The organism is Pseudomonas extremorientalis, from assembly GCF_024584605.1.
Lineage (GTDB): Bacteria > Pseudomonadota > Gammaproteobacteria > Pseudomonadales > Pseudomonadaceae > Aquipseudomonas > Aquipseudomonas extremorientalis.
The window spans coordinates 3,208,263-3,232,432 of record NZ_CP089519.1; the positions used below are offsets into that span (position 1 = coordinate 3,208,263).

General features: G+C 59.6%; 21 protein-coding genes and 1 pseudogene. 16 read left to right on the forward strand and 6 right to left on the reverse strand.

The features are described from left to right. The first annotated feature begins 162 nt into the window (after window positions 1-162). A complete protein-coding gene (locus LUU92_RS29025) occupies window positions 163-3,162 on the forward strand; it encodes a type III effector HrpK domain-containing protein (RefSeq protein WP_306459234.1) in 3,000 nt (999 codons plus the stop codon). Window positions 3,163-3,204: 42 nt separating this feature from the next. Here LUU92_RS29025 and LUU92_RS14175 read toward each other — a convergent pair whose 3' ends face one another. Further along, window positions 3,205-4,074, reverse strand: coding sequence for an oxaloacetate decarboxylase (locus LUU92_RS14175; RefSeq protein ID WP_071488322.1), 870 nt, complete (start codon window positions 4,072-4,074; stop codon window positions 3,205-3,207). A gap of 604 nt (window positions 4,075-4,678) precedes the next feature. On the opposite strand from LUU92_RS14175, the gene LUU92_RS14180 reads away from it, so the two are divergent. From LUU92_RS14180 to LUU92_RS14195, 4 genes are all read left to right on the forward strand, one after another. Further along, a complete protein-coding gene (locus LUU92_RS14180; RefSeq protein WP_257102146.1) occupies window positions 4,679-5,626 on the forward strand; it encodes an MBL fold metallo-hydrolase in 948 nt (315 codons plus the stop codon). 47 nt (window positions 5,627-5,673) lie between these two features. Further along, window positions 5,674-6,546: a LysR family transcriptional regulator gene (locus tag LUU92_RS14185; protein ID WP_257102147.1), complete on the forward strand. Its 873-nt coding sequence runs from the start codon at window positions 5,674-5,676 to the stop codon at window positions 6,544-6,546. Further along, on the forward strand, window positions 6,543-7,439 hold the full coding sequence (locus LUU92_RS14190) for an alpha/beta hydrolase (RefSeq protein ID WP_071488319.1): 897 nt from the start codon (window positions 6,543-6,545) through the stop codon (window positions 7,437-7,439). The genes LUU92_RS14185 and LUU92_RS14190 overlap by 4 nt, the downstream gene beginning before the upstream one ends. A gap of 134 nt (window positions 7,440-7,573) precedes the next feature. Beyond that, window positions 7,574-8,188 (forward strand): dTMP kinase, encoded by a 615-nt coding sequence (locus tag LUU92_RS14195; RefSeq protein WP_257102148.1) that lies wholly within the window; start codon window positions 7,574-7,576, stop codon window positions 8,186-8,188. A 107-nt stretch (window positions 8,189-8,295) separates the two neighbouring features. Here LUU92_RS14195 and LUU92_RS14200 read toward each other — a convergent pair whose 3' ends face one another. Continuing rightward, entirely contained in the window at window positions 8,296-9,045 is a 750-nt protein-coding gene (locus tag LUU92_RS14200) for an SDR family NAD(P)-dependent oxidoreductase (RefSeq protein ID WP_071488317.1), read from the reverse strand. 101 nt (window positions 9,046-9,146) lie between these two features. Between LUU92_RS14200 and LUU92_RS14205 the strand changes: the two genes are divergently transcribed. After that, the gene (locus LUU92_RS14205; protein WP_071488316.1) at window positions 9,147-9,506 is read left to right on the forward strand and encodes a winged helix-turn-helix transcriptional regulator; all 360 of its coding nucleotides are present in this window, start codon (window positions 9,147-9,149) and stop codon (window positions 9,504-9,506) included. Window positions 9,507-9,566: 60 nt separating this feature from the next. Here the strand turns inward: LUU92_RS14205 and LUU92_RS29220 are convergent, their stop codons facing one another. Both LUU92_RS29220 and LUU92_RS29225 read right to left on the reverse strand, forming a co-directional pair. Continuing rightward, window positions 9,567-10,430: a methyl-accepting chemotaxis protein gene (locus LUU92_RS29220; protein WP_371322057.1), complete on the reverse strand. Its 864-nt coding sequence runs from the start codon at window positions 10,428-10,430 to the stop codon at window positions 9,567-9,569. Continuing rightward, window positions 10,425-11,204 (reverse strand): annotated as a pseudogene (locus LUU92_RS29225) (MCP four helix bundle domain-containing protein); the annotation flags it as partial. The pseudogene LUU92_RS29225 and the gene LUU92_RS29220, both read right to left, overlap by 6 nt. A 131-nt stretch (window positions 11,205-11,335) precedes the next feature. Between LUU92_RS29225 and LUU92_RS14215 the strand changes: the two are divergent. Further along, a complete protein-coding gene (locus tag LUU92_RS14215; protein ID WP_071488314.1) occupies window positions 11,336-12,544 on the forward strand; it encodes a multidrug effflux MFS transporter in 1,209 nt (402 codons plus the stop codon). A gap of 139 nt (window positions 12,545-12,683) precedes the next feature. Further along, window positions 12,684-13,541: an SDR family oxidoreductase gene (locus LUU92_RS14220; protein WP_071488313.1), complete on the forward strand. Its 858-nt coding sequence runs from the start codon at window positions 12,684-12,686 to the stop codon at window positions 13,539-13,541. A gap of 43 nt (window positions 13,542-13,584) precedes the next feature. Here the strand turns inward: LUU92_RS14220 and LUU92_RS14225 are convergent, their stop codons facing one another. Further along, window positions 13,585-14,499 carry a site-specific integrase gene (locus tag LUU92_RS14225; protein ID WP_093513243.1) on the reverse strand — a complete coding sequence of 305 codons (915 nt, stop codon included), beginning with the start codon at window positions 14,497-14,499 and terminating at the stop codon, window positions 13,585-13,587. A gap of 284 nt (window positions 14,500-14,783) precedes the next feature. Here LUU92_RS14225 and LUU92_RS14230 point away from each other — a divergent pair, with 284 nt between their 5' ends. Then, on the forward strand, window positions 14,784-15,281 hold the full coding sequence (locus tag LUU92_RS14230) for a hypothetical protein (protein ID WP_130898152.1): 498 nt from the start codon (window positions 14,784-14,786) through the stop codon (window positions 15,279-15,281). Between the two features lie 25 nt (window positions 15,282-15,306). Here the strand turns inward: LUU92_RS14230 and LUU92_RS14235 are convergent, their stop codons facing one another. Then, entirely contained in the window at window positions 15,307-16,104 is a 798-nt protein-coding gene (locus LUU92_RS14235; RefSeq protein ID WP_071488310.1) for a M949_RS01915 family surface polysaccharide biosynthesis protein, read from the reverse strand. A 377-nt stretch (window positions 16,105-16,481) separates the two neighbouring features. Here LUU92_RS14235 and arnC point away from each other — a divergent pair, with 377 nt between their 5' ends. Genes arnC through LUU92_RS14270 form a run of 7 tightly spaced genes read left to right on the forward strand, consistent with a single transcriptional unit; the run spans window position 16,482 to window position 24,167 of the window. Further along, the gene (gene arnC / locus LUU92_RS14240) at window positions 16,482-17,507 is read left to right on the forward strand and encodes an undecaprenyl-phosphate 4-deoxy-4-formamido-L-arabinose transferase (RefSeq protein WP_071488309.1); all 1,026 of its coding nucleotides are present in this window, start codon (window positions 16,482-16,484) and stop codon (window positions 17,505-17,507) included. Window positions 17,508-17,509: 2 nt separating this feature from the next. Beyond that, entirely contained in the window at window positions 17,510-19,501 is a 1,992-nt protein-coding gene (gene arnA / locus LUU92_RS14245; RefSeq protein ID WP_071488308.1) for a bifunctional UDP-4-amino-4-deoxy-L-arabinose formyltransferase/UDP-glucuronic acid oxidase ArnA, read from the forward strand. Further along, window positions 19,501-20,385 (forward strand): 4-deoxy-4-formamido-L-arabinose-phosphoundecaprenol deformylase, encoded by an 885-nt coding sequence (gene arnD / locus LUU92_RS14250; RefSeq protein ID WP_071488307.1) that lies wholly within the window; start codon window positions 19,501-19,503, stop codon window positions 20,383-20,385. The genes arnA and arnD overlap by 1 nt, the downstream gene beginning before the upstream one ends. Then, window positions 20,382-22,037: a lipid IV(A) 4-amino-4-deoxy-L-arabinosyltransferase gene (gene arnT, locus LUU92_RS14255; protein WP_257102149.1), complete on the forward strand. Its 1,656-nt coding sequence runs from the start codon at window positions 20,382-20,384 to the stop codon at window positions 22,035-22,037. Before arnD ends, arnT begins: the two co-directional genes overlap by 4 nt. Beyond that, window positions 22,034-22,381 carry a 4-amino-4-deoxy-L-arabinose-phosphoundecaprenol flippase subunit ArnE gene (gene arnE, locus LUU92_RS14260; protein WP_071488305.1) on the forward strand — a complete coding sequence of 116 codons (348 nt, stop codon included), beginning with the start codon at window positions 22,034-22,036 and terminating at the stop codon, window positions 22,379-22,381. The genes arnT and arnE overlap by 4 nt, the downstream gene beginning before the upstream one ends. Next, window positions 22,378-22,791, forward strand: coding sequence for a 4-amino-4-deoxy-L-arabinose-phosphoundecaprenol flippase subunit ArnF (gene arnF / locus LUU92_RS14265; protein ID WP_257102150.1), 414 nt, complete (start codon window positions 22,378-22,380; stop codon window positions 22,789-22,791). Before arnE ends, arnF begins: the two co-directional genes overlap by 4 nt. Next, entirely contained in the window at window positions 22,788-24,167 is a 1,380-nt protein-coding gene (locus tag LUU92_RS14270; protein ID WP_071488303.1) for a UDP-glucose dehydrogenase family protein, read from the forward strand. The genes arnF and LUU92_RS14270 overlap by 4 nt, the downstream gene beginning before the upstream one ends. Window positions 24,168-24,170 lie beyond the last annotated feature (3 nt).

A 24,170-nucleotide genomic window follows, 5' to 3' on the forward strand; every position in this document is an offset into this window, starting at 1 on the left:
CTTCGCCATGGGCACCTCAGTGACCAGAAAGGCATGCAACACCGGCCCGGTGAGTCAGCCTGTCATCTTTCAGTAACCCTCAAGGTTTTTGCTCTCCTGACTGGCCCGACATGATCGCCTTTGACGATCGTGCCACGGCCCCCGTCTTCAAGGAGCACACGCATGTCAGCACCGGTGAGTAAGTCCCCCACGATCAGGAGCGTCACGGGCAAAGACACCAGCGCCGAATGGGGCAACGCGGTTGATCGGGCCAAGGCCAGGGATGCCGGCATCGAGTGGCAGCGGCCCAAGGATGACTCTCGCTCGGCCCAGGACATCATCGATGGCAGCCCACTGCTGAAAAACCTTGGCAACCAGAGCGGGGTGAAGGACAAGTTGCGCGAACGGGTCGGCGATTTCGAGCACGATGCGGACGCGGCCTACCGCGCCAATCAGGTGCTGGAGCATGTCGAGCGCTTCGACGAAAACGGCTCACGCCTGGCCGGCAATGCCATCGACAACGGCCGCGTCGATGGTTTCACCAAAGGCGGTGACGCCAGGCACGGCACCGAGGCCGGACGCCTGCAAGACTTCGGCAAATATGGTTGGGAGAACCTCAAGGGTGAACGGCAACAGGTGGACGCTGTGGGCCAGGACGGCCAGCGCCGTGAGGCCGCAGAAAAGGTCGGCATCGTCTGGGAACTGCCCGAGGGTGACACGCGCTCGGCCCAGGACATCATCAATGACAACCCGTTGCTGAAAAACCTTGGCAACCAGAGTGGGGTGAAAGATGCATTGAAGGAGCAGGTCGGCGATTTCGACAAGGACCCGAACGCGGCCTTCCGTGCCAGCCAGGTGCTCGACCGGGTGGTGGGTTTTGACGAGCAAGGCCGCGCGCTGACGGGCAAGGATGTGGCCAACGGTAGTATCGACGGCTTTACCAAGAGCGGGGAAGCGCGCCATGGCACCGAAGCGGGGCGCCTGCAGGACTTCGGCAAGTACGGTTTCGAGGGATTGGCCAAGCCCTCGGCCAATGACCAGATCGGTAGCTATAAGGATTTTCTCGACACCCATCCGGATGCCGACGCGGGCTCCAGGCAGATCGCTCAATACGGCGCAATCCTGGATGCCAAGTACGATTCGATCCGTGGCAAGACTGGCGGCGAGAGTGCCGTCACCGAACAGAACATCCAGGACTACCTCAAGCAAAATCCGCAGTTGAGCAAGGAAGAGAAAGAGGCCCTCAACTTCTTTGCCCAGCCCGGCGCCTTCCGCAAGCTCGATACGGCCGGCAACAGTATCGGCGACAAGCCCGACGGCAAGGTCAGCCGCAGCGACGTGCAAGCCTGGCTGAAGACCGCCGCCCCCACCGATGCCCAGAGCCTGGCCAGCCTGATCACCGACGTGGCCACCGGCACTGTCACGGGCCAGGTCGACACCCGCAAGCTCGACAAGGACATCTTCGAACATCCGGAAAACTACACGGCCGAACAAAAGGCTGCGGTGCTGCTGGAACTGCAGGAAGCGCAGAAACTGGTGGTCGACGGCGCCAACGCCGGGGTCTGGAACAGCGATTATGGCAAGGTCTCCATCGCCAACCGCTCCGGCGCGATCTGGGAGCCGCAAAAGCTGCTGCAGGACATCAACGACCACATGGCCATCTTGCAGGGCGACAAACCCACCGCCGAGTACATCAGGAACGCAGGCGACCAGGCGGTGAAGACGTTGTTTGAAGACAATCCCGGCCTGAAGGATGCGGTCACCAAGACCTACGAGGATCAGGTGAAGTCGGGCAAGGCACTGGACGCCGCGTGGGATGCCAACACCAAGGACGGCAAGACCGACCAGCACACAGCGCTGGCCGGTTTCTACGCCACCGCCACCAGCCTGCAGTCGATGCTTGGCATTGACGATGCCAAGGCGATCCAGGGCGCGGTCGCCAAATCCTCGCATAACGAAGCATTCAAGACCTTCTACAAGGACCAGTTGGCCAGTGGCGACCGCCTGCGCGAGTTGCTCAAGGACAACACGCCGGAGCAGGCCGCTTCGGAGTTCAGCCTGGAAGTGGCGCTCTATAACGCCGCGCTTGATCCGACCTTCACGGCCCAGTATGACCAACAGCTCAATGACAATTTCTCCAGCATCGCCCAGCAGAACCTGTTCAAGGGCGCTGGCTTCGACGACATCAAGGCTGCGTTCGGCAAGGACGGCGGCGCGGAGCTGGACGAAGACAAGGTCCGCAAGCTGGTCGACCAGATGCGCCAGGAAAGCCCCGAACTGCTGCTGAACCAGGACGGGACCGTGGCCACCACCGACCAGGTCCTGGCGGGCTTTCGTGGTAACTGGGACATGCTCCGCCAGGGCACCAAGGCCCTGGACAAAATGGGCAAGCTGTCGGACTTCGACCCCAACGGCGGCGCCAAGGGCGCCTACGGCAGCGGTGTGCTGCACGGGGTGAGCGGGCTGTTCCTGGCGGGGGTGACCATTGCGCGCGGGGCGCAGAGCGGTGGAAAGCTGACCACGCGCAACATCGTCGACATCACCACCGGTTCCGTGCAGGCCACCACCGTGCTGATCGAGGGCGGCACCAAGGGCTACCAGGAGCACCTCGCCAAGTCGATCAAGAACGGTGAGCAGACCCTCAAGGATATGAAGGACGGCAAGGTCATGCTCGACCTGCTCGATGAGGTCAAGGACAACGTCAAGGACGGCAAGCACGCCAAGGTCGTGGCGAAGAACTTCGAGGAAGCCGCCAAAGGTATCGGCGGCCTGGCCGGTATCGTCGCCGGGGCTTATGGCATTTTTGATGGCGTCAACGCGCTGCGTCGTGGTGACAAGCTGAGCGGTGGCTTCGGTATTACCGCAGGCTCGCTGGGTGTACTGGCCGGCAGCGCCTCGGCCGCAGAGGGCGGCCTTGGCTTGCTCGGGGCGAACCTGCCGCGCTTTCTCCCGGGCCTGGCGGCCACGGCGGGCGTGCTGGGCTTCCTGGCGGCTGGCGTGGCGGTACTGGCGGCCATCGTGCCCGGGCTGGTGAAGGAAGGACAGGCACAGGCCAAGTCGGACAAGTTCGGCGAGATATTGGGGGATTCAATCGAGCGTTATGGCATCGATGGGGTCAAGGACGGGACCATTGCGGATATTCCCACCAAGGATTGGCCAGGCGGGGAGCAGTGGACATCGTGAGAACGGGAGGAGGGGGGAGACCCCCTCGCTCCGAGGTTGTCTTTACTCTTTGACGTCCATGAACTCTTCCGCCCAGGCCACGTAGCTTTCCGGCAACGTGTAGGTATGCGTCAGCTCGGTGGCACTGAGGTTATCGGTGCTGTGGGTCAACTGGCGCTGGGCACGCAGGCTGTCATACGTCGCCTTGATCGCGGCAAAGTAAGCCCCGTGGCCGGCCACCACCACCCGCACGCCGAGGCTGGCCAGACGCTGGGCGTCATTCAGCTTAGGGTTGCCGTAGGTCACCAGCATCAGCGGCACCGTCAGGTTTTCCGCGATCTTCTCCAAGTGCTCGAAATCGGCCACACCCACCATGCAAATCCCGTCGGCCCCGGCTTTCTGGTAGGCCTGGGTGCGCTCGATAACGGCTTCGGTCGGCAACACGCCGGCGTTGGTCCGGGCAATGATCGACAACTCGGGATCGACACGTGCTTCCAGCGCCGCGCGGACCTTGCCGATGCCTTCTTCAATGGAGATCAGATCGGTGGACTTGCGCCCGAACTGCGCCGGCAGCAACGTGTCTTCAATGGTCAACGCGGCCACACCGGCCCGCTCGAGTTCTTCGACGGTACGCATCACATTCAGGGCGTTACCGTAGCCGTGGTCGGCGTCGGCAATGAACGGCAACTGGGCAACGCGGCCGATACGGGTGGCTTGCTCAACGAACTCACTCAGGGTGATCAACGCAAAATCGGGTGCGGCCAATACCTGCAACGAAGCAACGGAGCCACCGAGGATGCCGACTTCAAAACCCAGGTCAGCGGCGATACGCGCCGACATCGGGTCAAAGACGGAAGCGGTTTCAACGCAGGTTGGGTTGGCGAGCAATTCACGGAAGTTGCGGCGCAGGGCTGAGTGAGAAATCTTTGGCATGGGCTTTCCTGGTTCTGGTCATCGTCTTGTGACGATCAATGTCTATTCGTGGTGGGGCGAGATTAACATGCGGGCGAGGGGGAGATGATGACGTTTCAGCATTAGGGATGGATGCGGGTTTACGGTTTTGGAGCGTCCAAGGTGCATCACTCCTCACATGGCCATAATCGTCATGCGCACGACACTCGATCAAGGTCTGGCACCTTGCTGCCGATGCGGCCGAAACTCACCACCACGTCAGCCTACCTGGTGACGCCGATACGCCAGAATTCGCTGCCCCCCAGACTGAAGTATTCACCGATGGCGTCGCTGCTCGCCAAGTCACAGCGGAACTGTGAACGCCCGACATACTCCTGCACCGAATGCCCGCGTTGGCGCAACGCGACGGCGAGGGCGCTGGAGTGGCTTCATTGTCTTTCCAGTCGGGAAAGAATCCACGCACCTGATTACTGGAGACGAGGTCCACTCCCAATTCGTATTTGGCGAACGAACAACTGGGGGCGACGTACATTTTTGTACGCGAGGGTTTCACACAAAACCGTTTATTTCAGGGGGGGCAATAACGGACAGTGTGTGCAACACAACCTACTTCAGGAACCACACTATGAAGCTATTTAAATCCATTTACTCAGCAGTACTGCCGTTCGCATTTGCACTGTCTATCTCCAATAGCGTGTTCGCATCTGCACTGCCCGACGCCCAGGCCAGTTATTCGATGAATGTCGGCAAGTTCAAGGTTGTCGCCCTCTATGACGGTTACCTTCCTGCCGATATGGTCAAGATTCTTGAGGGGGGCGATGGCGCCCGCATAAGCACGCTGCTTGAACAGGCAGGGCTGGATAAAGATGCGCGCATGTCCGTCAATGTTTATCTGGTCGATACCGGGGACCAGCAAATCCTGATAGACACCGGTGGTGGCGAACTGACCGGAAGCACCGCCGGCCGCCTGCAGGAAAGCCTGAAGGCCGCAGGCTACAGCGCCGATCAGATCGATGTGGTGCTGATGACCCATCTGCATGCCGACCATATCGGGGGGTTGTTGAACGGGCAACAACGCGCGTTCAAGAATGCGGTAGTGGAAGTCAACGACCAAGAGTTGAACTACTGGATGTCAGACCCCTCCGTTGCGCAGGGCAAAGAGGACAAACCTGAGGCATTCTCTGCAGTCAAACGTTATCTCAAGCCTTATCAGGAAGCTGGCCGTGTCAGGACATTCAAATGGGGCGACCAGCTTTTTGCGGGCATAGAAGCCATCGATTTGCGCGGGCATACCCCAGGGCATACCGGATTCAAGGTCAGTGAAGGAGGGGACCAATTGCTGTTCTGGGGCGATGTAATCCATGTGCAACCGGTTCAATTCCCTGAGCCGCAAGTCACTGTCATCTACGACAGTACCCCGAGCCAGGCAATCAGCACCCGCAAGGCGGCCTTGGAAGCTGCCTCCACAGCCGCTCACCCATACTGGGTTGCCGACGCCCACATTGATTTCCCTGGTATTGGCAAGGTGCAAAAGAAGGGTGAAGACTACTTCTGGCAGCCCGTTCAGAAATGAGTGCTACGTGATTAAGCACAACGGCACCAAAGACAAGGAGCAATCATATGGAGTGGGGTGATGTTAAGGTCTTTCTTGCCGTTGTGCGTGCTGGAACCTATGCCGATGCAGCAACGCAACTGAGAGTGAGCCGGCCTACGGTCAGCCGCCGTGTGCAGGCCCTGGAAGAAGCGCTGGGGCAGAAACTGTTCCAGCGCACCGGAGACGGACTGGTGATCACAGCCGAAGGTGAATCCATTCTCGACCTGGCAGAACGCATGGAGCAAAGCGCTTTGGCGTTACATCGAAAGATCGCAGTACATGATGAGCACCTTGAGGGCGGTATAAGAATTACCTGTCCGGAGTGGTTCGCTGGCTATGTAATGCCTGACTTGATGGTGAGCGTCGCACGCAAACATCCGAATATTCGAGTGGAAATCCTGACTTCGCCGCGCATGCTCGATTTATCGAGGCGTGAAGCTGACGTGGCACTTAGAAATGTTCCCTTCGACCAACCTGATATCGTTCAGCGCAAATTGATGGACGTGAGATATGCGGTGTACGCGGCGCAGAACTACAGCGTCGCTAGCCATACAGGGGAGGGAGTCAACCTGATTCTGATGAATGCAGACTTCAACCATTTTCCGGATGTGGCATGGATACAGAAATTGCTGCCTGATGCCTCTGTCATGCAACGCAGTAATGATCGGATTATTCAGGCACAGTTATGCGCGGCGGGGCTAGGGCTCGCCGTATTGCCCGTGGTCGTGGGTGAAAAAATCCCGGGCCTTAAAGTGATTGATCTGCAAACGCCTCCACCCGGTCGGGAACTCTGGCTTGGCTACCATCGGGATTTGCGTGATGTACCGCGATTAAAGGCCGTTACGCGCGCGCTCTTCAGTGCATCGGCGACTAGTTTGAATATGACGAGGACGTTATGAAACGCAGCAACATCAGTTTTGTGTCCGAGGGTACTCTATTAAAAGGCTGGCTTTATGAGCCAGCAAACACATCGTCTACAACACCCGCTGTTGTCATGGCACATGGTTTTACCTCGGTCAAGGAACAATATCTTGATAAATATGCGGAGGTATTCTGTTCGGAAGGTTTTCATGTACTGGTCTATGACCATGCAAACTTTGGCGAAAGTGAAGGAACGCCGCGCCAAGAGATGGACCCTGTATTGCAGCGCCGGGGCTATCGCGACGCCATTACCTTTCTGCAGTCGCTTCCAGGCATCGATCCACAGCGAATTGGTATCTGGGGAACAAGTCTGAGCGGCGGGCATGTCATAGAAGTTGCCGCAATCGATCGTCGCGTAAAGTGTGTTGTTGCTCAGGTTCCCTCCATCAGTGGCCATGAGTCGGCGAAACGTCGACTGCGCTCGGACCTTGTGCCTGCCATGCTTGCACGCTATGACAATGACCGGAAGGCCCGTTTTGCAGGTGCACAACCCGCAATCATTGCGGCGGTATCCGATGACCCTGGCGTTGCCTGTGCCATGGTAGGCGTAGATAGTTATGAGTATTTTATGAACACTCGGTCGTTTGCGCCGAATTGGAAGAATGAGGTGACCTTAAGGAGCACTGAGCTGTTTCGGGAGAACGAACCTGGGCATTTCATCTCGCGTATCAGCCCCACGCCGTTCCTGATGATTGTGGGGGATAACGATCTTTTGACCGCCACGGATATATGCCTCACAGCCTATGAAAAAGCGCTGGAGCCAAAGAAGCTTGTGATGATCAAAGGAGGGCACTTCACCCCCTATGTTGAACACTTCAAGGTCACCAGTGAAGCCGCCGCCAGCTGGTTCAATCAACACCTTAATACCTGATATGACCAAAGCCTTGACTTGGGCGGGCATCCCGGTATCAGTGATAGGAAAATTACTTGTGAAAGTGTTTGGATGCGTGGCCTGCTGCAAATGCAGTTAGAGTGGTGATCATCGTCCTGACCGCTGTGTGAAAAATGAATGCTCCGCTTTTTATTTCTCTGGACGGCCCCAAAGGCACCAGCAAAACCACGTTGTTGGAGGCCGTAACGGCAGCGCTGAGGGCGGACAACAAGAAAGTCATCCGGCTTTGCGAGCGAAAAAACGATCCCTACAGAGGGGAAACCATGGCCCTGGTGAACGAACTTGCCAGAAATCCCTCACGGGATCTGGAATGGGCTGTGTGCGAGCGCTTTGCCGAGAGTCGCAGTTGGATATCCCGGAATGTCCTGACTCGGCAGCCGTTGGGCAGCATCATATTGATTGATCGCTGGTATCCGTCTGAGGCTGCGTTTCGACACACGATTCCGTTTGCAGAGATTCTGCAGTTGAACCTGGAGCGAAGCGTGCGAGTGCCGGATCTGCATGTCGGTGTGATCACCGCGCCGGATATTTCATGGGCGAGAGCAACGGCACGTTCACGAGGATTGGGCGGCACTGTGATTCAGAAGTATGCAGAGCATGTTGCATGCACAGAGATGTTCGAGCGGGCGATTGTGGGTCAGGGCTGGGTGTTGTGTCGTAATGAGGGTGCGATTGAAGAGGCAGTGAAGCAGGTGGTTGCTGAGATCCATAAATTAACTGAGCGATAAGCCTAGAGTAATACATGATTTAACATAATATACATTATGCGTAATACCGTATTGCGCAATCAGAGGCAGTGCCCGTCAGATTTCAACGGGCAAAACCCCTGTCATGCTTAAACCTGAGCAAAGCCTCCATCGACAAACATTTCACTGCCCGTCATGAAGCTGCTCTCATCCGATGCCAGGAACAACGCGGCGGCTGCCACTTCTTCAGGTTGACCGATACGGCCCAGCGGAACCTGCGCCGTCATGTCGTCGATGATCGCTTCCTTCTGGCCCGTGCCTGACAACGCCGAGTCCAGACCTGGTGTCGAGATCGGGCCTGGCGACAGTACGTTCACACGAATGCCGGTGCCTTTGAGATCCAGCGCCCAGCTCCTGGCGAAATTACGCAGAGCCGCTTTGGTGGCGCTGTACACGCTGAACGCCGCGGTGCCCATTGTCCCGGTGGTCGAGCCAGTCAGGATCACGGAACCGCCGGCCTGCATCAGTGGCAAGGCTTTTTGCACGGTGAACAGCGTGCCTTTGACGTTGATGCCGAACGTGCGGTCGAATGATTCCTCGGTGATCGAGCCGATCGGTTGGAAATCCCCCAGGCCTGCATTGGCAAACAGTATGTCAACCCGGCCCTTGGCAGCTTTTACCTGGGTGAACACACGGTCCAGGTCGTCCAGCTTGGCAATGTCGGCCTGGATGGCGATGGCTCCAGGCCCGATCAGCGTCAGCGCCTTGTCCAGTTCTGACTGTCGACGACCTACAATCACCACCTGTGCGCCTTCAGCTGCAAAGCGAATCGCGGTTGCCAGGCCGATGCCGCTGTTACCGCCGGTAACCACTGCGATTTTCCCGTTGAGCTTGCTCATGATGACTCCAAAAAAGAATGTTGAGGCGCAACTCTAGATCCGCTCTATTCTTTTGAATAGTATGCACCTTTTAGTAAGTACCCTTGGGAGATACTTCAATCATGGCCAATAACTCATTCAATTGCGGACTTGAGGCTGCCCTGGCGGTGATTGGCGGCAAATGGAAGCCGCTGGTGCTGTTCAACCTGGCGCAGAATGTTCATCGATATGGAGAATTAAGACGCGCGATTGGCGGTGTGACCGATAAGGTGCTGATCCAGCAACTCAAGGAATTGGAGCGCGATGAGATCATTTTTCGCGTGGATTTCCAGGAAATACCGCCCAAAGTCGAGTATTCCCTGACACCGTTCGGGGAGTCCCTGGCGTCGGCATTGGGTGGATTGTGCCAATGGGGTACGCAGCATATGCAAACGGTAGAGCGCATCGCTGCACGGCGGACGTCTGCCCTCTCCCAATCCTGAGCCCCCTGCCCTGATTGCCAACTCAACTAAATGACTATTTAGTTGAGTTAAATCAGTAGGTTACAAGTGAAACCGATCAACTGACTGCGAAAGCTTACCGGCCAGGCCGGACAACTCATCCGTTGTCGACGCCGTTTGGCCAATAACGCGACTGTTGTTTTCCGACATGCCCGCAATCATCTCCACCTGGTGCGCAATTTCGTTGCTGGCCAGGCTCTGTTCACCAATGGTGCGGGAGATATCGTTGACCATTTCCGTGGTGTTCAAGGTGGCTTGCAGAATTTCGCGAATCGCCCGCTCCACCTCGGCGGTCACCGCCATGCCCTTATCCACTTGAGCCACGCCCTCCTCCATGCTGGTCACCGCTTCGCGCGTGCTTTGCTGGATACGCTGGACCATGCTGGCGATTTCCAGGGTTGAGGCACTGGTACGGCCAGCCAGGCTCCGAACCTCATCGGCAACCACTGCGAACCCCCGCCCCTGTTCACCGGCGCGGGCGGCCTCGATCGCGGCATTCAGGGCCAGCAGGTTGGTCTGGTCGGCGATCCCCTTGATCACTTGGATAATGCTGAAAATTGCCTCGGACTCCTTGTCCAGCGTACGAATCACCTGGGCCGACTGCTGCGCGGAGCGGGCAATGCCGCCCATGTCGTTGACCACCTGATGAATCACCCGCCCACCGTCCTTGGCCAAGGTCTCGGCCTGGTTGGCCATGTCCAATGCGCGCCCGGCATGCCGAGTGATTTCCTCGATACTGGCGGTCATTTCACTCGCGGCCGCGGCCATGGTGCTGGCCGCCGCACTCTGTTGCTGGCTGCTGCCGGCCACTTCATGGCAGCCGTGGCTCAGTTGCTCGCTCATGCCGCTGACGCCGTGGGCGTTGCTGCGCACCACTTCGATCATGCCGCGCAAGTCCCGTTGCATGGTGGCGAGGCTGCGAATCAAGGCGCTGGCTTCGTCTTTGCGCCGGGGTTCGACAATCGCTTCGCTCAAGTTGCCCCGCGCAATGCTGGCGGCAATGCGGCTGGCGGCTTGCAATGGCGCCATGATGCTGAGCATCACCCAGCGCCCCTGGGCCAACAGCAGTAAAAGGCTGGCGATCAACACTGCGCCCAGGGTGAAATTGGCGTTGCTGATGGTCTGCCGTGTGCCGACACTTGTCTGCTGGGTGTTGGTCTCGATCAGCTCGCTCAGCGCGGCCATTTGATCTTCAAGCTGGGTGAAAGCGGCATTGAACGTGCCCAGTTCCGCGCGAGCGGCTTCGGGATTGTCCAGCGCCAGCGCGACGATGCGCTCACCGGTGGCGATGTAGTTGTCCAGGCTCGGTTTGATTTTTTCCAGGTTGGCCTTGAGCGAAGCGTCCAGCGGCAGCGCGAGGTTATCCGACAGTACCTGGCGAAAGTGTTCGGCGTGTTCCTTGAGCGAAGCGTTGACCTCGGCCGGTGTGCTGGTGCTTTTGCCCAGGCCCACCAGCATCGCCGACAGCACATCGGCGCGCAGGGCGTCGTGCATCATGTCGGCTTCCATGTGGTTGCGCAGCACCGTCATGCTGACCTCGCTGTCCTGTACGGCATCGCCCATCCGTGAATTGCCCAGGTAACCGGTAAGGCTCATGATCAAAGCAGTGAGCAAGCCAGTCGCTATCAACAACATCAAGCGTAGTTTGATCGTCATGCAAAAATCCCCTTGCCTGGTCATCCGGTTGGGAGCCCAACCGCAGACGCCCCGCTTCTGATGTTATCGGCCACCGTCCCTGGTTATTGAAGCCTAAGTTTGCGGATCTGCGTGGATCCCTTAAGCTGACCGCCCTTTTCCGTGCGGAACCGCTCATGTCTCGACGTATCGCCCACCTCGCCCTGCTACTGGGGTTGATCACCGCCGTCGGCCCTTTCGCCATCGACATCTACCTGCCCGCACTGCCGACCCTCGGCGCGAGCCTGCATGCCTCGCCGGCGCGGGTGCAGATGAGCCTGACGGTGTTCTTCGTGATCGTCGGCGTATGCCAGTTGTTCTACGGGCCGGTCAGCGATGTATTCGGGCGCAAACCGCCGATCTATGCCGGCCTGGTGATTTTTGCCGTGGCCAGTGTCGGATGCGCCTTGGCGCCGACGATCGAAACCCTGATTGCCTTTCGCGCCCTGCAGGCTTTCGGCGCATGCGCCGGCATGGTGATTCCCCGGGCCATCGTGCGTGACCTGTACACGGGGCATGAGGCCGCGAAGTTGATGTCCTTGCTGATGCTGGTGATGAGCGTCTCGCCGATTCTCGCGCCATTGGCCGGCAGCCTGGTGATTTCGCTGTGGAGCTGGCGCGAAGTATTCGCCGTGCTGGCGGTGCTCGCGCTGGCGTGTCTGGTAATGACCATCGTGCAACTGCCCGAAACCCACCCTGCCGAACGCCGGTTGGGCAAGACCCTGGGCAGTGCCTTCAGCAGTTATGGCGCGTTGTTGCGTGACCCGGTATTCATCGGCCTGTCGGTGGTGTGCGGCTTTGGCCTGGCGACCTTCTTCGTGTTTATCGGCAGCGCGCCGTTCGTGTACATCGAGCATTACGGCCTCACACCCACGCAGTTCAGCCTGGCCTTTGCGTTGAATGCCGCGTCGTTTTTCGCCATGAGCCAACTCACTGCGCGCCTCAGTGCGCGCTTTGGCCTGGCGCCGTTGATTCTTTGGTCGGTAGCGGCTGTGGCTGCAGTGATGGCTGTCCTGGCCGTCACTACGCTGTGGGTCGACAGCCTGGCCCTGACCATGGCCTTGCTGTTTATCGGCTTCGGCTTTCTCGGCCTGCTGCTGCCGGCCGCCGGGGTATTGTCCCTGGAGGATCATGGTGCCGTGGCCGGTTCTGCCTCGGCCTTGCTCGGTGCGATCCAGATGATCATCGGGGCCCTGTCCATGACCCTGATCGGGGTGTTCGCCGATCACACGCCGGCGCCGATGCTGATCGGGATTGCGCTGTGCGCCATAGCGGCGATGTTCACCACGGTGTGGACACTGCGGCGCCTGCCGGCTCACCTGGCGAGCGCCCCACCCTCGTCCTGAGGGCGGCCCATGCACTTGAGGTTGGCGTTGCCTGGGGCCAACGCCAACCACTCGTCGGCCCTCGGCGGCATCCGTTACAACTATCAACCGGCCGGCAACTACTAATCCCATAACCACGTTGGAAACTATGGAGATTGACATGACTGATTACCCTCACCCTCCCTTCGCCCCCCAAGCGCAGACCGTACCTGGTTCGCAGAAGAAAATGGACCCGTACCCGGATTGCGGTGAACAGAGCTACAAGGGCTCCGGACGGTTGGCCAACAAGATCGCCCTGATCACTGGGGCCGACAGCGGCATCGGGCGCGCCGTCGCCATCGCGTTTGCCCGTGAAGGCGCCGATGTGGCCATCGCTTATCTGGATGAGCACGAGGACGCCAGGGAAACTGCGCGTTGGGTCGAGGAAGCCGGTCGCCAATGCCTGCTGCTGCCCGGCGATATCGCTCAGAAAAGCGTGTGCCACGAACTGGTCGACAAAACGGTCGAGCAATTCGGCCGTATCGACGTGCTGGTCAATAACGCAGCGTTCCAGATGAGCCACGAGACTCTTGAAGAAATCTCGGACGAGGAATGGGTCAAGACCTTCGATATCAACATCACCGCAATGTTTCGCCTGTGCAAGGCAGCGGTGCCGCATATGAAGGCTGGCAGTTCGATCATTAACACCACGTCCGTCAACTCAGACATGCCCAAGCCGACGTTGATGCCGTATGCAGCCACCAAGGGTGCGATTGCCAATTTCACCGGTGGCTTGGCGCAGTTGCTCGGCAGCAAGGGTATACGCGTCAACAGCGTGGCCCCGGGCCCGATCTGGACGCCGTTGATCGTGGCGACCATGACCGATGAAGATGTGCAGAGCTTCGGCAGCGAAACCCCGCTGGGCCGCCCTGGCCAACCGGTGGAAGTCGCGCCGATCTATGTGTTATTGGCCTCGGACGAAGCCAGCTACATCTCCGGATCGCGCTACGCGGTCACTGGCGGCAAACCTATTCTCTAAAACTGCATCGCCCCCCCTTGAGGGGGGGCTGCAATCGTCAACCCTACAGGTCAAACCGGTCCACCGCCCGCCGTCGCTCATTGTCGTCACGCACGTCATAGCTGGCGGTGGTCTGGATATTGGTATGGTGTGCGAGCTTCTGCGCGATCGACAGGTCATGCTCCTCGATCACCCGGGTGATGAACGAGCGACGGAAGTCATGGGGCATGATCTTCACGCCCACCTGTTCGCCGCGCTGGCGGGCGATGTAGTAAATGGCATGTTTGGTGATGCGCTCGCGGGTGATGTGGCTGCCACGGCGGATACGGTTGAACAGGAAGCTGTCATCCTGCTCGCCCTCCTTGAGCTGCTCGCGCCGAAACGCCAGCCACGCCTGCAATTTGGCGAACGCCCAGTCCGGCGCGTACTTGATCAACTCCTTGTTGCCCTTGCCGATCACCCGCAGGCTGCGCTCTTCGAAGTTGATCTGGGCCAGGTCGAGGTTGACCGATTCCGACTTGCGCATGCCGGAGCCGTAGAGAATACCGATCACTGCGGCGTCTCGCAGGCCCTGGGGCCGTGGGTCGGCGGCGCAGACTTCCATCATTTCGCGGATCAGGCTGCGCCGCAGGTTGCGGCCCTGGCCCAGGCGCGTGCCGGGTGCAGCCTTGACCGTGCGCATGCGCAACAGGTGCTCCTGGCTGATCAGGTTCAGGCGCCACGCCTCATTCATCACCCCGCGCACCGCGTTCACATACAACGAGGAGGTATTCGGCGCATAACCGTCTTCGCGCAAGGCGGCGACCAGGGCAATGACGTGTTCGGGCTGCAGCAAGTGCCAGTCGATGTCTTCGAGGTTGATGTCCTCGAAGCCCAGGCGATCGGCCGCATCTTGCAGCACGTAGCGCATGGTCAATTGGCTGGAGGGGGCCAGGCGGGTGAGGTAGAGGGTCAGCGGGTTGCGGATAGACTCAGTCAAGCTAGATCAGCCTTTGGTTTAAATACACCATTTAACTGATTGTTAAATCGACATATTTACGATTGAACAGAGCAAAGAAGTCTAGCCCATGAGTACCGCTGGTACAAAGTACTGAAACGTACCGCGAGGCGGTGCGTCAACGCGTCAGGTACGCGCCGTATTGTCCTATGGAGCGATAAGCCTAATCACTACCGGTCGAAGCATTTTCCTATGCTGCTTTGTAGGCGCCTTGCTTTATTTTCAGCTTTTCATCCCTGCTCATTCACTCAGACAAAGGTCACTTTATGCCTATTGACACTCCTACCTCGCGTTATGCGAACCCTAATCCCTGGGCTGTCAAGCACTCATCCATTGCTCCAGACAGCCAGCCCCCTGCGTACAACACAACACTGTATGCCCCCTCGTATTTTGCGACGGTGGAAAACAAAGCCAAGGTTGATATCTCCCGGGATGACTTCAACCAGATCAATAAGCAGGTCAATGCGCTCGATAGAAAAATCGAAAAGATAGAGCGATTTTCAACCCGATATCCAGCCGCTATAACAGGCAAAGACACTCAAACATTGCGCCAGACAATGCTCAACCTGCGCAACCATGTAGCGACTGGGAACGGCAAAAGCAATGAAATGCAGGCATTGGCCCAAACGGTCAACAATCAAACGACAGCCATTGCGCTGAAAGCGTTACAGGGCGTGCAGAAGAGTGAACATGGCACGCCGGCTTTCGCTCAGAATCTGCAATTGCTTTCAGATGTCGAAAATATGCAGCAAAAAAAATACTGATGGTTTTACCTTGAGGCCTTGGCAGCTAGTCGGGCTCAACCGGGCCGTCCTCGGTTTGCGGTTGGCTCCAAGTCTCATCCTGTTTCTGCATCAACGCAAACCATTGGGTGCGCATGAAATCCAAGTACGGAGCGGGCGCCTTGGCAAAGTCCTTCTCATCGCCATAACACCCCGGCAACGGCAACTCGGTGCCCTGCTCCTTGTACTGGCTGACCAGCGCCTGCTGAGCGGCCACGCTGCAGTCCTTGGGCAGCGGCATGCCGCGCAGGGCGCCGGCCTCTTCGTCCCACCAGGCCGCACCGACGCGGTCGACCCCACGCAGGCGGTACTTCTGCGACTTGCCGACGTGCATGATCAACTTGAATTCGTTGGGGCTGACATCACTGGTGCAGGTGCGCGAATAGCCAACGGTGGCCTGGGTGATGCCGTCGCCAGTGAGGTCGGTGACTTTGGTTGCAGCCCTGTCAAAGCGCAGGGACGCATCGAATTCGCAGTGCTGCACATCGTCGTAGAGCATCCACACGCGCTTGGGGCGGTTGCCGTCGATCAGGTACTGGGCCGCATACACGAATGCCGACTGGGTGCCGTCGTCATCGCGCTCGCTGACTTGTTCGGCGAGCACCAGCAGGTTCTTGCCTTGTTTATCGTCCCAGGTATACGCGGCGATCTGCTTGCCGCGCACTTCCACGCCGTCCGGCACCTGGTCGATGCTGGTCAGCGCCACCCCATCATCGGCGCATACGGTGGTGATGCACGCGACGCTCATCAACAACCCCATCAACACTGGCCGCAATTGGCCGCGTAAAAGCTGCACGCTATTCATCCGTTCACCCTGGCAAGAGACGGCTTACTTTACCGGCACTTGGCTGGCATTGCAGAGAATATTCTTTACTGAACACCGGATTGAATAACATCGCGTCGCGCTCGCCCGGACGCCTTGCCTGGCACCTCGTCCACTTAGCTGAACCCTAGCTGTCTACCTGTCAAATAAACGAGTTTTTCATCTGCCTTTCATATCTGTTCCACATTTTTACGCTTAATCTTGGATACAGCACTTCATAGCAAACCGCGCTATATCGTCTAACCTCTTGATTACGTTCTATCTTCAGTGCCGCTTTCCAACCTGCATTCTGGACGTTTGCCTAATGATTGCTGCTGTTTCCACGCTCCAAGTTGCTCTAACCCCGAGGTCATGAATCTTTGAAACCCTACCCTATTCATTGCGTGTCGATCGTTATCCCGGTCTACAACGAACAAGAAAGCCTGCCTGAATTGCTGCGCCGTACCACCGCAGCCTGCAAGCAACTGGCCTACGCATACGAAATCATCCTGGTGGATGACGGTAGCCGCGACAATTCGGCCCAACTGCTGGAAGACGCCGCCTCGGAAGACGGCAGCAACGTGGTCGCGGTAATTCTCAACCGCAACTACGGCCAGCATGCCGCGATCATGGCCGGTTTCGAGCAATGCCGAGGCGAAGTGGTGATCACCCTAGACGCCGACCTGCAAAACCCGCCCGAAGAAATCCCGCGCCTGGTCGAGCAAGCTGCCCTGGGCTACGACGTGGTTGCCACCGTGCGCAACAACCGTCAGGACTCGGCCTTTCGCCGCTGGCCGTCGCGCCTGATCAACCTGGCCGTGCAGCGCTCCACCGGCGTAGCCATGAGCGACTACGGCTGCATGCTGCGCGCCTACCGCCGCACCATTGTCGACGCGATGCTCGCCTGCCGTGAGCGCAGCACCTTCATCCCGATCCTGGCCAACGGCTTTGCCCGGCACACCACGGAAATCCTGGTGCACCACGCCGAGCGGGAACACGGCGAATCCAAATACAGCGCCATGCGCCTGATCAGCCTGATGTTCGACTTGCTGACCTGCATGACCACTACCCCACTGCGACTGCTGTCCATCGTCGGCTTCAGCCTGGCGGCGCTGGGTGTGCTGTTTGCCTTCGCATTGATCATCCTGCGCCTGGCCTTTGGCGCCGACTGGGCTGGCGACGGTTTGTTCGTGCTGTTCGCGGTGTTGTTCGTGTTCACCGGCGGCCAGTTCATCGGCATGGGCCTCTTGGGTGAATACCTGGGCCGCATGTACAGCGACGTGCGCGCCCGTCCACGCTTCTTTATCGAAAAAGTGCTGCGCAACCAACCGGCAGCACCGGCTCCCGTGGTCGTCGTAGACGGCCTGGTGTCCTCCCATACTTCTACTTCTGCTGATCAGGTCTAATCATGAGTTCAAAAGCTGTTGTATTCGCGTACCACGATATTGGTTGTGCAGGCATTGAAGCGCTGCTCAACACCGGTTACGAAATTGCTGCCGTGTTCACCCATGCCGATGACCCCAAGGAAAACAACTTCTACGGTTCCGTCGCACAACTGTGCGCGCGCAATGGCATCCCGGTGCATGCCCCGGAAGACGCCAACCACCCGCTGTGGATCGAGCGCATCGCCAAGCTGAACCCGGACTACATTTTCTCGTTCTACTACCGCAACCTGCTCAGCGAGGCCCTGCTGGCCACCGCCAGCAAAGGCGCGTTCAACCTGCACGGCTCGTTGCTGCCGAAATACCGTGGCCGCGCCCCGGCCAACTGGGTACTGGTCAACGGCGAGACCGAAACCGGCGTGACCCTGCACCGCATGGTCAAGCGTGCCGATGCCGGCGCGATCCTGGCCCAGCAGAAAGTCATCATCGAACGCAACGACACCGGCCTGACCCTGCACGCCAAACTGCGCGACGCCGCCAGCACCCTGCTGCGCGACGCCCTGCCGCAACTGGCCCAGGGCAAGCTGACGGAAACCGCCCAGGACGAAAGCCAGGCCACTTACTTCGGCCGCCGCACTGCCGCCGATGGCAAGCTGGAGTGGAAAAAACCGGCTGAAGAACTGTTCAACCTGGTGCGCGCCGTGACCCAACCGTACCCAGGCGCCTTCTGCGCCGTGGGCGAACACAAGTTGATCGTCTGGCAGGCCGAAGTGGTCAAGGGCAACGAAGGCCTGGCGCCGGGCCGTGTGATCAGCGTCAACCCGCTGCGCATCGCCTGCGGTGAAGACTCCCTGGTGGTCAAGTTCGGCCAGCGCAACGCCGACGGCCTGTTCCTCGCCGGCCCAGCCCTGGCGGACGCACTGGGCCTGGTCGACGGCTCCGTGCTGCGCGGCGCCGAGTCCGGCCGCAAGCCACGGCGTACCCGGGTACTGATCCTGGGTGTGAACGGCTTTATCGGCAACCACCTGTCCGAGCGCCTGCTGCGCGACGACCGTTATGAAATCTACGGCCTGGACATCGGTTCGGACGCCATCGAGCGCCTGCGCAGCCACCCGAACTTCCATTACGTCGAAGGCGATATCAGCATCCACACCGAGTGGATCGAGTACCACATCAAGAAGTGCGACGTGGTCCTGCCGCTGGTGGCCATCGCCACGCCAATCGAATACACCCGCAACCCGCTGCGCGTGTTCGAACTGGACTTCGAAGAAAACCTCAAGCTGGTGCGCTACTGCGTCAAGTACAACAAGCGCGTGATCTTCCCGTCGACCTCCGAAGTCTATGGCATGTGCCAGGACCAGTACTTCGACGAAGACACCTCCAACCTGGTGGTGGGTCCGGTCAACAAACAGCGCTGGATCTACTCGGTTTCCAAGCAGCTGCTGGACCGTGTGATCTGGGCGTACGGTGACAAGGGCCTGAAATTCACCCTGTTCCGTCCGTTCAACTGGATGGGCCCACGCCTGGACCGCCTGGATTCGGCACGTATCGGCAGCTCCCGCGCAATCACCCAATTGATCCTGAACCTGGTGGAAGGTACGCCGATCCGCCTGTTCGACGGCGGCGAGCAGAAGCGTTGCTTTACCGATATCGCTGACGGCATCGAAGCCCTGGCCCGCATCATTGATAACGAAAACGGCGTGTGCGACGGCCAGATCATCAACATCGGCAACCCGGAAAACGAAGCCAGCATCCGTCAGTTGGGCGAAGAACTGCTGCGTCAGTTCGAAGCGCACCCGTTGCGTGGCAACTTCCCACCGTTCGCCGGTTTCCGCGACGTAGAAAGCAAGGCGTTCTACGGCACCGGTTACCAGGACGTGGCGCATCGCAAGCCAAGCATCGAAAACGCCAAGCGCCTGCTGGACTGGGAGCCGACCGTGGAAATGAGCGAAACCATCGGCAACACCCTGGACTTCTTCCTGCGTGAAGCCATGCTCGAAATCGCGGACAAAAAGTAATGGATGCAGGTCTTCGCATCGACGTCGACACCTACCGTGGCACCCGTGAAGGTGTGCCACGGTTGCTCGAGTCCCTGGATGAAGCCTCGGTGAAGGCAACGTTCTTCTTCAGTGTCGGGCCTGACAACATGGGGCGCCACTTGTGGCGTCTCATCCGTCCGCAATTCCTGTGGAAGATGCTGCGTTCCAATGCGGTCGGCCTGTATGGCCTGGACATCTTGCTCGCCGGCACCGCCTGGCCGGGCAAGCCGATCGGCCGCGACCTGGGGCACTTGATGCGCCAGGCCAAGGCCGCCGGGCACGAAGTGGGCCTGCACGCCTGGGATCACCACGGCTGGCAGGCCAACGCCGGGCGCTGGAGCGAGGCGCAGTTGATCGAACAGATTCGCCGTGGCGTCGACACCCTCAGCGACATCCTCGGTGAGCGCATCGACTGTTCCGCCGCCGCCGGTTGGCGCGCGGATGAACGCGTGGTGCAAGCCAAGCAAGGTTTCAACTTTCGCTACAACAGCGATTGCCGGGGCACCAGCCTGTTTCGTCCAACCCTGGCCGATGGCAGTGCGGGCACCCCACAAATTCCGGTAGACCTGCCGACCTTCGACGAAGTCGTAGGGCCGGTGGTGGCTGCCAAAGACTTCAATGGGTTCATCCTCGACCGTTTTGCCGAGTCGAAACTCAATGTCTATACGATCCACGCCGAAGTAGAAGGGATTCTGATGGCCAACGATTTTCGCCAGTTGCTCGCCCAGGCCGGGCAGCGCGGCATCGACTTCAAACCACTGGGCGACCTGTTGCCGGTGGACGTGACCACCTTGCCCCAGCAACAACTGGTACGCGGTGCGTTGCCGGGCCGCGAGGGTTGGCTCGGAGTGCAACAGGCATGATCCGCCGTTGGGCCTTGCCCCTGCTGCTGTTGGCGTTTGGCGTGTTCTACCTGCTGCCGCTGGCCACCCATGGCCTGTGGATCCCGGATGAAACCCGTTACGCACAGATCAGCCAGGAAATGCTGCTGACCGGCAAGTGGGCTTCGCCGCACTTCATGGGCATCCGCTACTTCGAAAAACCGGCGGCGGGTTACTGGATGATCGCGCTGGGCCAGGCGATCTTCGGGCAGAACCTGTTCGGCGTGCGGTTTGCCTCGGCCCTGAGTACCGGCTTGAGCATCCTGCTGGTGTACGGGGTGTCGCGTCGGCTGTGGAATGACCCGCGCAAAACCCTGGTCAGCACCGTGCTGTACATGAGTTTTGTCAGCGTGGCCTTGCTCGGTGGCTACGCCAATCTGGATCCGCAGTTCACCTTCTGGGTCAACCTGACCGGAGCCGCCCTGTGGTTCTGCTTCGACAGCACCACCCGCAATGGGCGCCTGGGGTCCTGGGCGTTGCTCGGTTTTGCCTGCGGCATGGGCTTTATGACCAAGGGCTTTCTGGCGTGGTTGCTGCCGGTGTTGATCGCCCTGCCCTATGCGATCTGGCAGAAGCGTTTGCGTGAGCTGCTGGGCTACGGCGTGGTCGCCGTGGTGGTGGCGATTGTCGTCAGCTTGCCATGGGCGCTGGCGGTGCACCTGCAAGAGCCGGACTACTGGAATTTCTTCTTCTGGCACGAGCATATCCAGCGCTTCGCCGGTGACGATGCCCAGCACGCCGAGCCGTTCTGGTATTACCTGCCGCTGTTGGTTGCGTTCTGCCTGCCGTGGGTGGCGTTGTTGCCGTCTACCCTCAAACAGGCGTGGCGGGACAAACGCAGCGTAAAAATCGGTTTTGTCGTGCTGTGGCTGCTGATGCCCCTGGCCTTCTTCAGCCTGGCCAAGGGAAAGCTGCCGTCCTACATCATGCCGTGCCTGCTGCCCCTGGCCTTGTTGATGGGCAATACCCTGGCGGACAAACTGGCCCAGGGACGCAGCCGTGCGCTGCGCATCAACGGCTGGCTGAACCTGATCATCGGTGTAGTGGCATTGCTCGCGCTGACCTGGCTGCAAATGAAGAAGCCGGTGTACGAGCACGGCCAGGAAACCCTCAGCCTGGTGTTGGTGTTCACCTTTCTGTTTGCCTGGATCCTGGTCAACCTGTTGCAGGCGGCCCGGCCTTTGCACCTGTGGGCCGCACCGGTACTCGGCAGTTGGCTGATGGTGGCCTTGTTGCCAGCTGCCCTGCCGCATTCAGTGGTGTACAACAAGACGCCTGACCAATTCATCATTGATCACCTGCAAGAGCTGCAACCGGCCACGGCCCTGCTGAGCAATGACCTGGGCGCAGCGTCGGCGCTGTCATGGCGCCTGGCGCGCCCGGACGTGACGCTCTACAACACCGTCGGCGAAGTCAAATACGGCCTGGCCTACGCGGACGCCACGCACCACAAGGTGGATACCACCCAAGTCCAGCAATGGATGAGCGATGCGCGCCAAAAGGGGCCGGTCGGCGTGGTCATGCGGGTCAAGGGCGACGATGAAATCGCCGAAGTCGACTTGCTGCCCAAGGACGGCAAGCGCTACGAACAAGGCAACATCGTGATCCTGATCTTCCCGCAGGCCGCGCAATGATCACCTTGCTGCTGTTACTGGCCGCCTGCCTGCTCACCTGCATGGGACAGGTCTCCCAGAAGTTCGCCGTGGAACGCTGGCGCGACCTGCCGGATGGCTGGGCTCTGAAACTGCGCTCGCCCTGGTTGTGGTCGGCGCTGGTGTGCCTGGGCCTGGGCCTGCTGGTGTGGCTGCTGGTGTTGCAACGCCTGGAAGTCGGTATTGCCTACCCGATGCTCAGCCTCAACTTCGTGCTGGTCACGCTGGTCGCGCGTTTTGTGTTCAAAGAGCACATCGACACCCGCCATTGGCTGGGTGTCGCGCTGGTGATCGGCGGTGTCGTGCTGCTGGGGCGCCAGGTATGAGCCGGATCCAGGGGTTTGCCCTGGCCCTGGGCAGCGTCGGCCTGGTCAGTGCGGCCCAACTGGGCATGCGCTGGAGCATGACGCGCCTGCCGCCGCCCAGCGGATGGCTGGATGCCTTGAGCCAGAACAGCATCGACCTGGGCGCCCTCGGCGTCGTGACCCTGGCGATCCTGGCCTACGCACTGTCGATGCTCTGCTGGCTCGGTGCGCTCAAGCATTTGCCGCTGGGCCGCGCCTATTCGCTACTGAGCATCAGCTATGCCTTGGTGTACCTGCTGGCGGCCAGCCTGCCGGTGTTCAACGAACATTTTTCCGTTTCAAAAACCCTGGGGGTGGCCTTGGTCATCCTCGGTGTTCTGGTTATCAACTCTCGTCGTGCTAGCGCCACAAGTCCCAGGAATGCCCCATGAAAATCAGTGTATTTGGTAGCGGTTACGTCGGTCTGGTGCAGGCCACCGTGTTGGCTGAAGTCGGCCACGATGTCATTTGCATGGACGTTGACAAGAACAAGGTCGAGTCACTGCAAAAAGGCCATGTGACCATCTTCGAGCCGGGGCTGGCTGCGATGGTCAAGGAAAACCTGGAGAGTGGGCGGCTGCACTTCACCCATGATGAAAAGTTGGCGGTGGAACACGGCGAAGTCCTGTTCATTGCCGTGGGCACGCCTTCGGACGAAGACGGCTCGGCCGACCTGAAATACGTGCTGTCGGTAGGCGACGCCGTCGCCCGCCACCGCAAAGAGCCGGTGATCCTGGTGGAAAAATCCACCGTGCCGGTCGGCACCGGCGACACCCTGCGCGCCCACATCGAAAAAGCCCTGCACCTGGCCGGCCGGCACCTGGAGTTCGATATCGTCTCCAACCCGGAATTCCTCAAGGAAGGCTCGGCCGTGGCCGACTGCCGCCGCCCGGACCGCATCATCATCGGTTGTGAGCGCGAAGAAGTGCGCGACGTGATGCGCGACCTGTATGCACCGTTCAACCGCAACCATGACCGCATCATTTTCATGGACCTGCGCAGTGCCGAGCTGACCAAGTACGCCGCCAACTGCATGCTGGCGACCAAGATCAGCTTTATCAACCAGATCGCCGAGCTGGCCGAACACCTGGGGGCGGACATCGAAGCCGTGCGTCTGGGCATTGGCGCCGACTCGCGCATCGGCTACCACTTTATCTACCCTGGCTGCGGCTACGGCGGTTCGTGCTTCCCCAAGGACATGCGCGCCCTGATCCACAGCGCCAGGCAAGCCAACTGCTCCAGCGACCTGCTGGAAGCGGTAGAAGCCATCAACCAGCGCCAGAAGAGCAAGTTGTTCGAACGGATCAATGCGTTCTTCAAGGGCGACCTGCGCGGCAAGACCTTTGCCCTGTGGGGCCTGGCGTTCAAGCCCAACACCGACGACATGCGCGATGCCCCCAGCCGCGTGCTGATGGAAGCGTTGTGGGCCGCCGGCGCCAACGTGCGCGCATTCGACCCGGAAGCCATGCAGGAAACCCAACGCATCTATGGCGATGACCCACGGCTGATGCTCATGGGCACCCCGGAATCCACACTGGGCGGTGCCGATGCGCTGATCGTCTGCACCGAATGGCAGCAATTCAAGGCGCCGGACTTCGACCTGATCCACCAGCGCCTGAAAACCCCGGTGATCTTCGACGGCCGCAACCTCTACGACGGCGAGCGCCTGGCACGCAAAGGCTTCCAGTACTACCCGATCGGCCGCGGTGATTCCTGCCAGTTGCCGATTCCCCAGCAACAGTGGCTGCCACAGGTTGTGGAAGCCTGAGAC

Excerpts from the sequence above, each read along its gene's own strand:
- arnE (WP_071488305.1), top strand. The coding sequence starts at position 22,034 with ATGATCACCTTGCTGCTGTTACTGGCCGCCTGCCTGCTCACCTGCATG.
- LUU92_RS14190 (WP_071488319.1), top strand. The coding sequence starts at position 6,543 with ATGAAACGCAGCAACATCAGTTTTGTGTCCGAGGGTACTCTATTAAAA.
- LUU92_RS14270 (WP_071488303.1), top strand. The coding sequence starts at position 22,788 with ATGAAAATCAGTGTATTTGGTAGCGGTTACGTCGGTCTGGTGCAGGCC.
- LUU92_RS14180 (WP_257102146.1), top strand. The coding sequence starts at position 4,679 with ATGAAGCTATTTAAATCCATTTACTCAGCAGTACTGCCGTTCGCATTT.
- LUU92_RS14195 (WP_257102148.1), top strand. The coding sequence starts at position 7,574 with ATGAATGCTCCGCTTTTTATTTCTCTGGACGGCCCCAAAGGCACCAGC.
- arnA (WP_071488308.1), top strand. The coding sequence starts at position 17,510 with ATGAGTTCAAAAGCTGTTGTATTCGCGTACCACGATATTGGTTGTGCA.
- LUU92_RS14205 (WP_071488316.1), top strand. The coding sequence starts at position 9,147 with ATGGCCAATAACTCATTCAATTGCGGACTTGAGGCTGCCCTGGCGGTG.
- LUU92_RS14200 (WP_071488317.1), bottom strand. The coding sequence starts at position 9,045 with ATGAGCAAGCTCAACGGGAAAATCGCAGTGGTTACCGGCGGTAACAGC.
- arnF (WP_257102150.1), top strand. The coding sequence starts at position 22,378 with ATGAGCCGGATCCAGGGGTTTGCCCTGGCCCTGGGCAGCGTCGGCCTG.
- arnT (WP_257102149.1), top strand. The coding sequence starts at position 20,382 with ATGATCCGCCGTTGGGCCTTGCCCCTGCTGCTGTTGGCGTTTGGCGTG.
- LUU92_RS14235 (WP_071488310.1), bottom strand. The coding sequence starts at position 16,104 with ATGAATAGCGTGCAGCTTTTACGCGGCCAATTGCGGCCAGTGTTGATG.
- LUU92_RS14185 (WP_257102147.1), top strand. The coding sequence starts at position 5,674 with ATGGAGTGGGGTGATGTTAAGGTCTTTCTTGCCGTTGTGCGTGCTGGA.
- LUU92_RS14215 (WP_071488314.1), top strand. The coding sequence starts at position 11,336 with ATGTCTCGACGTATCGCCCACCTCGCCCTGCTACTGGGGTTGATCACC.
- LUU92_RS14220 (WP_071488313.1), top strand. The coding sequence starts at position 12,684 with ATGACTGATTACCCTCACCCTCCCTTCGCCCCCCAAGCGCAGACCGTA.
- LUU92_RS29220 (WP_371322057.1), bottom strand. The coding sequence starts at position 10,430 with ATGCAACGGGACTTGCGCGGCATGATCGAAGTGGTGCGCAGCAACGCC.
- LUU92_RS29025 (WP_306459234.1), top strand. The coding sequence starts at position 163 with ATGTCAGCACCGGTGAGTAAGTCCCCCACGATCAGGAGCGTCACGGGC.
- LUU92_RS14175 (WP_071488322.1), bottom strand. The coding sequence starts at position 4,074 with ATGCCAAAGATTTCTCACTCAGCCCTGCGCCGCAACTTCCGTGAATTG.
- arnD (WP_071488307.1), top strand. The coding sequence starts at position 19,501 with ATGGATGCAGGTCTTCGCATCGACGTCGACACCTACCGTGGCACCCGT.
- LUU92_RS14230 (WP_130898152.1), top strand. The coding sequence starts at position 14,784 with ATGCCTATTGACACTCCTACCTCGCGTTATGCGAACCCTAATCCCTGG.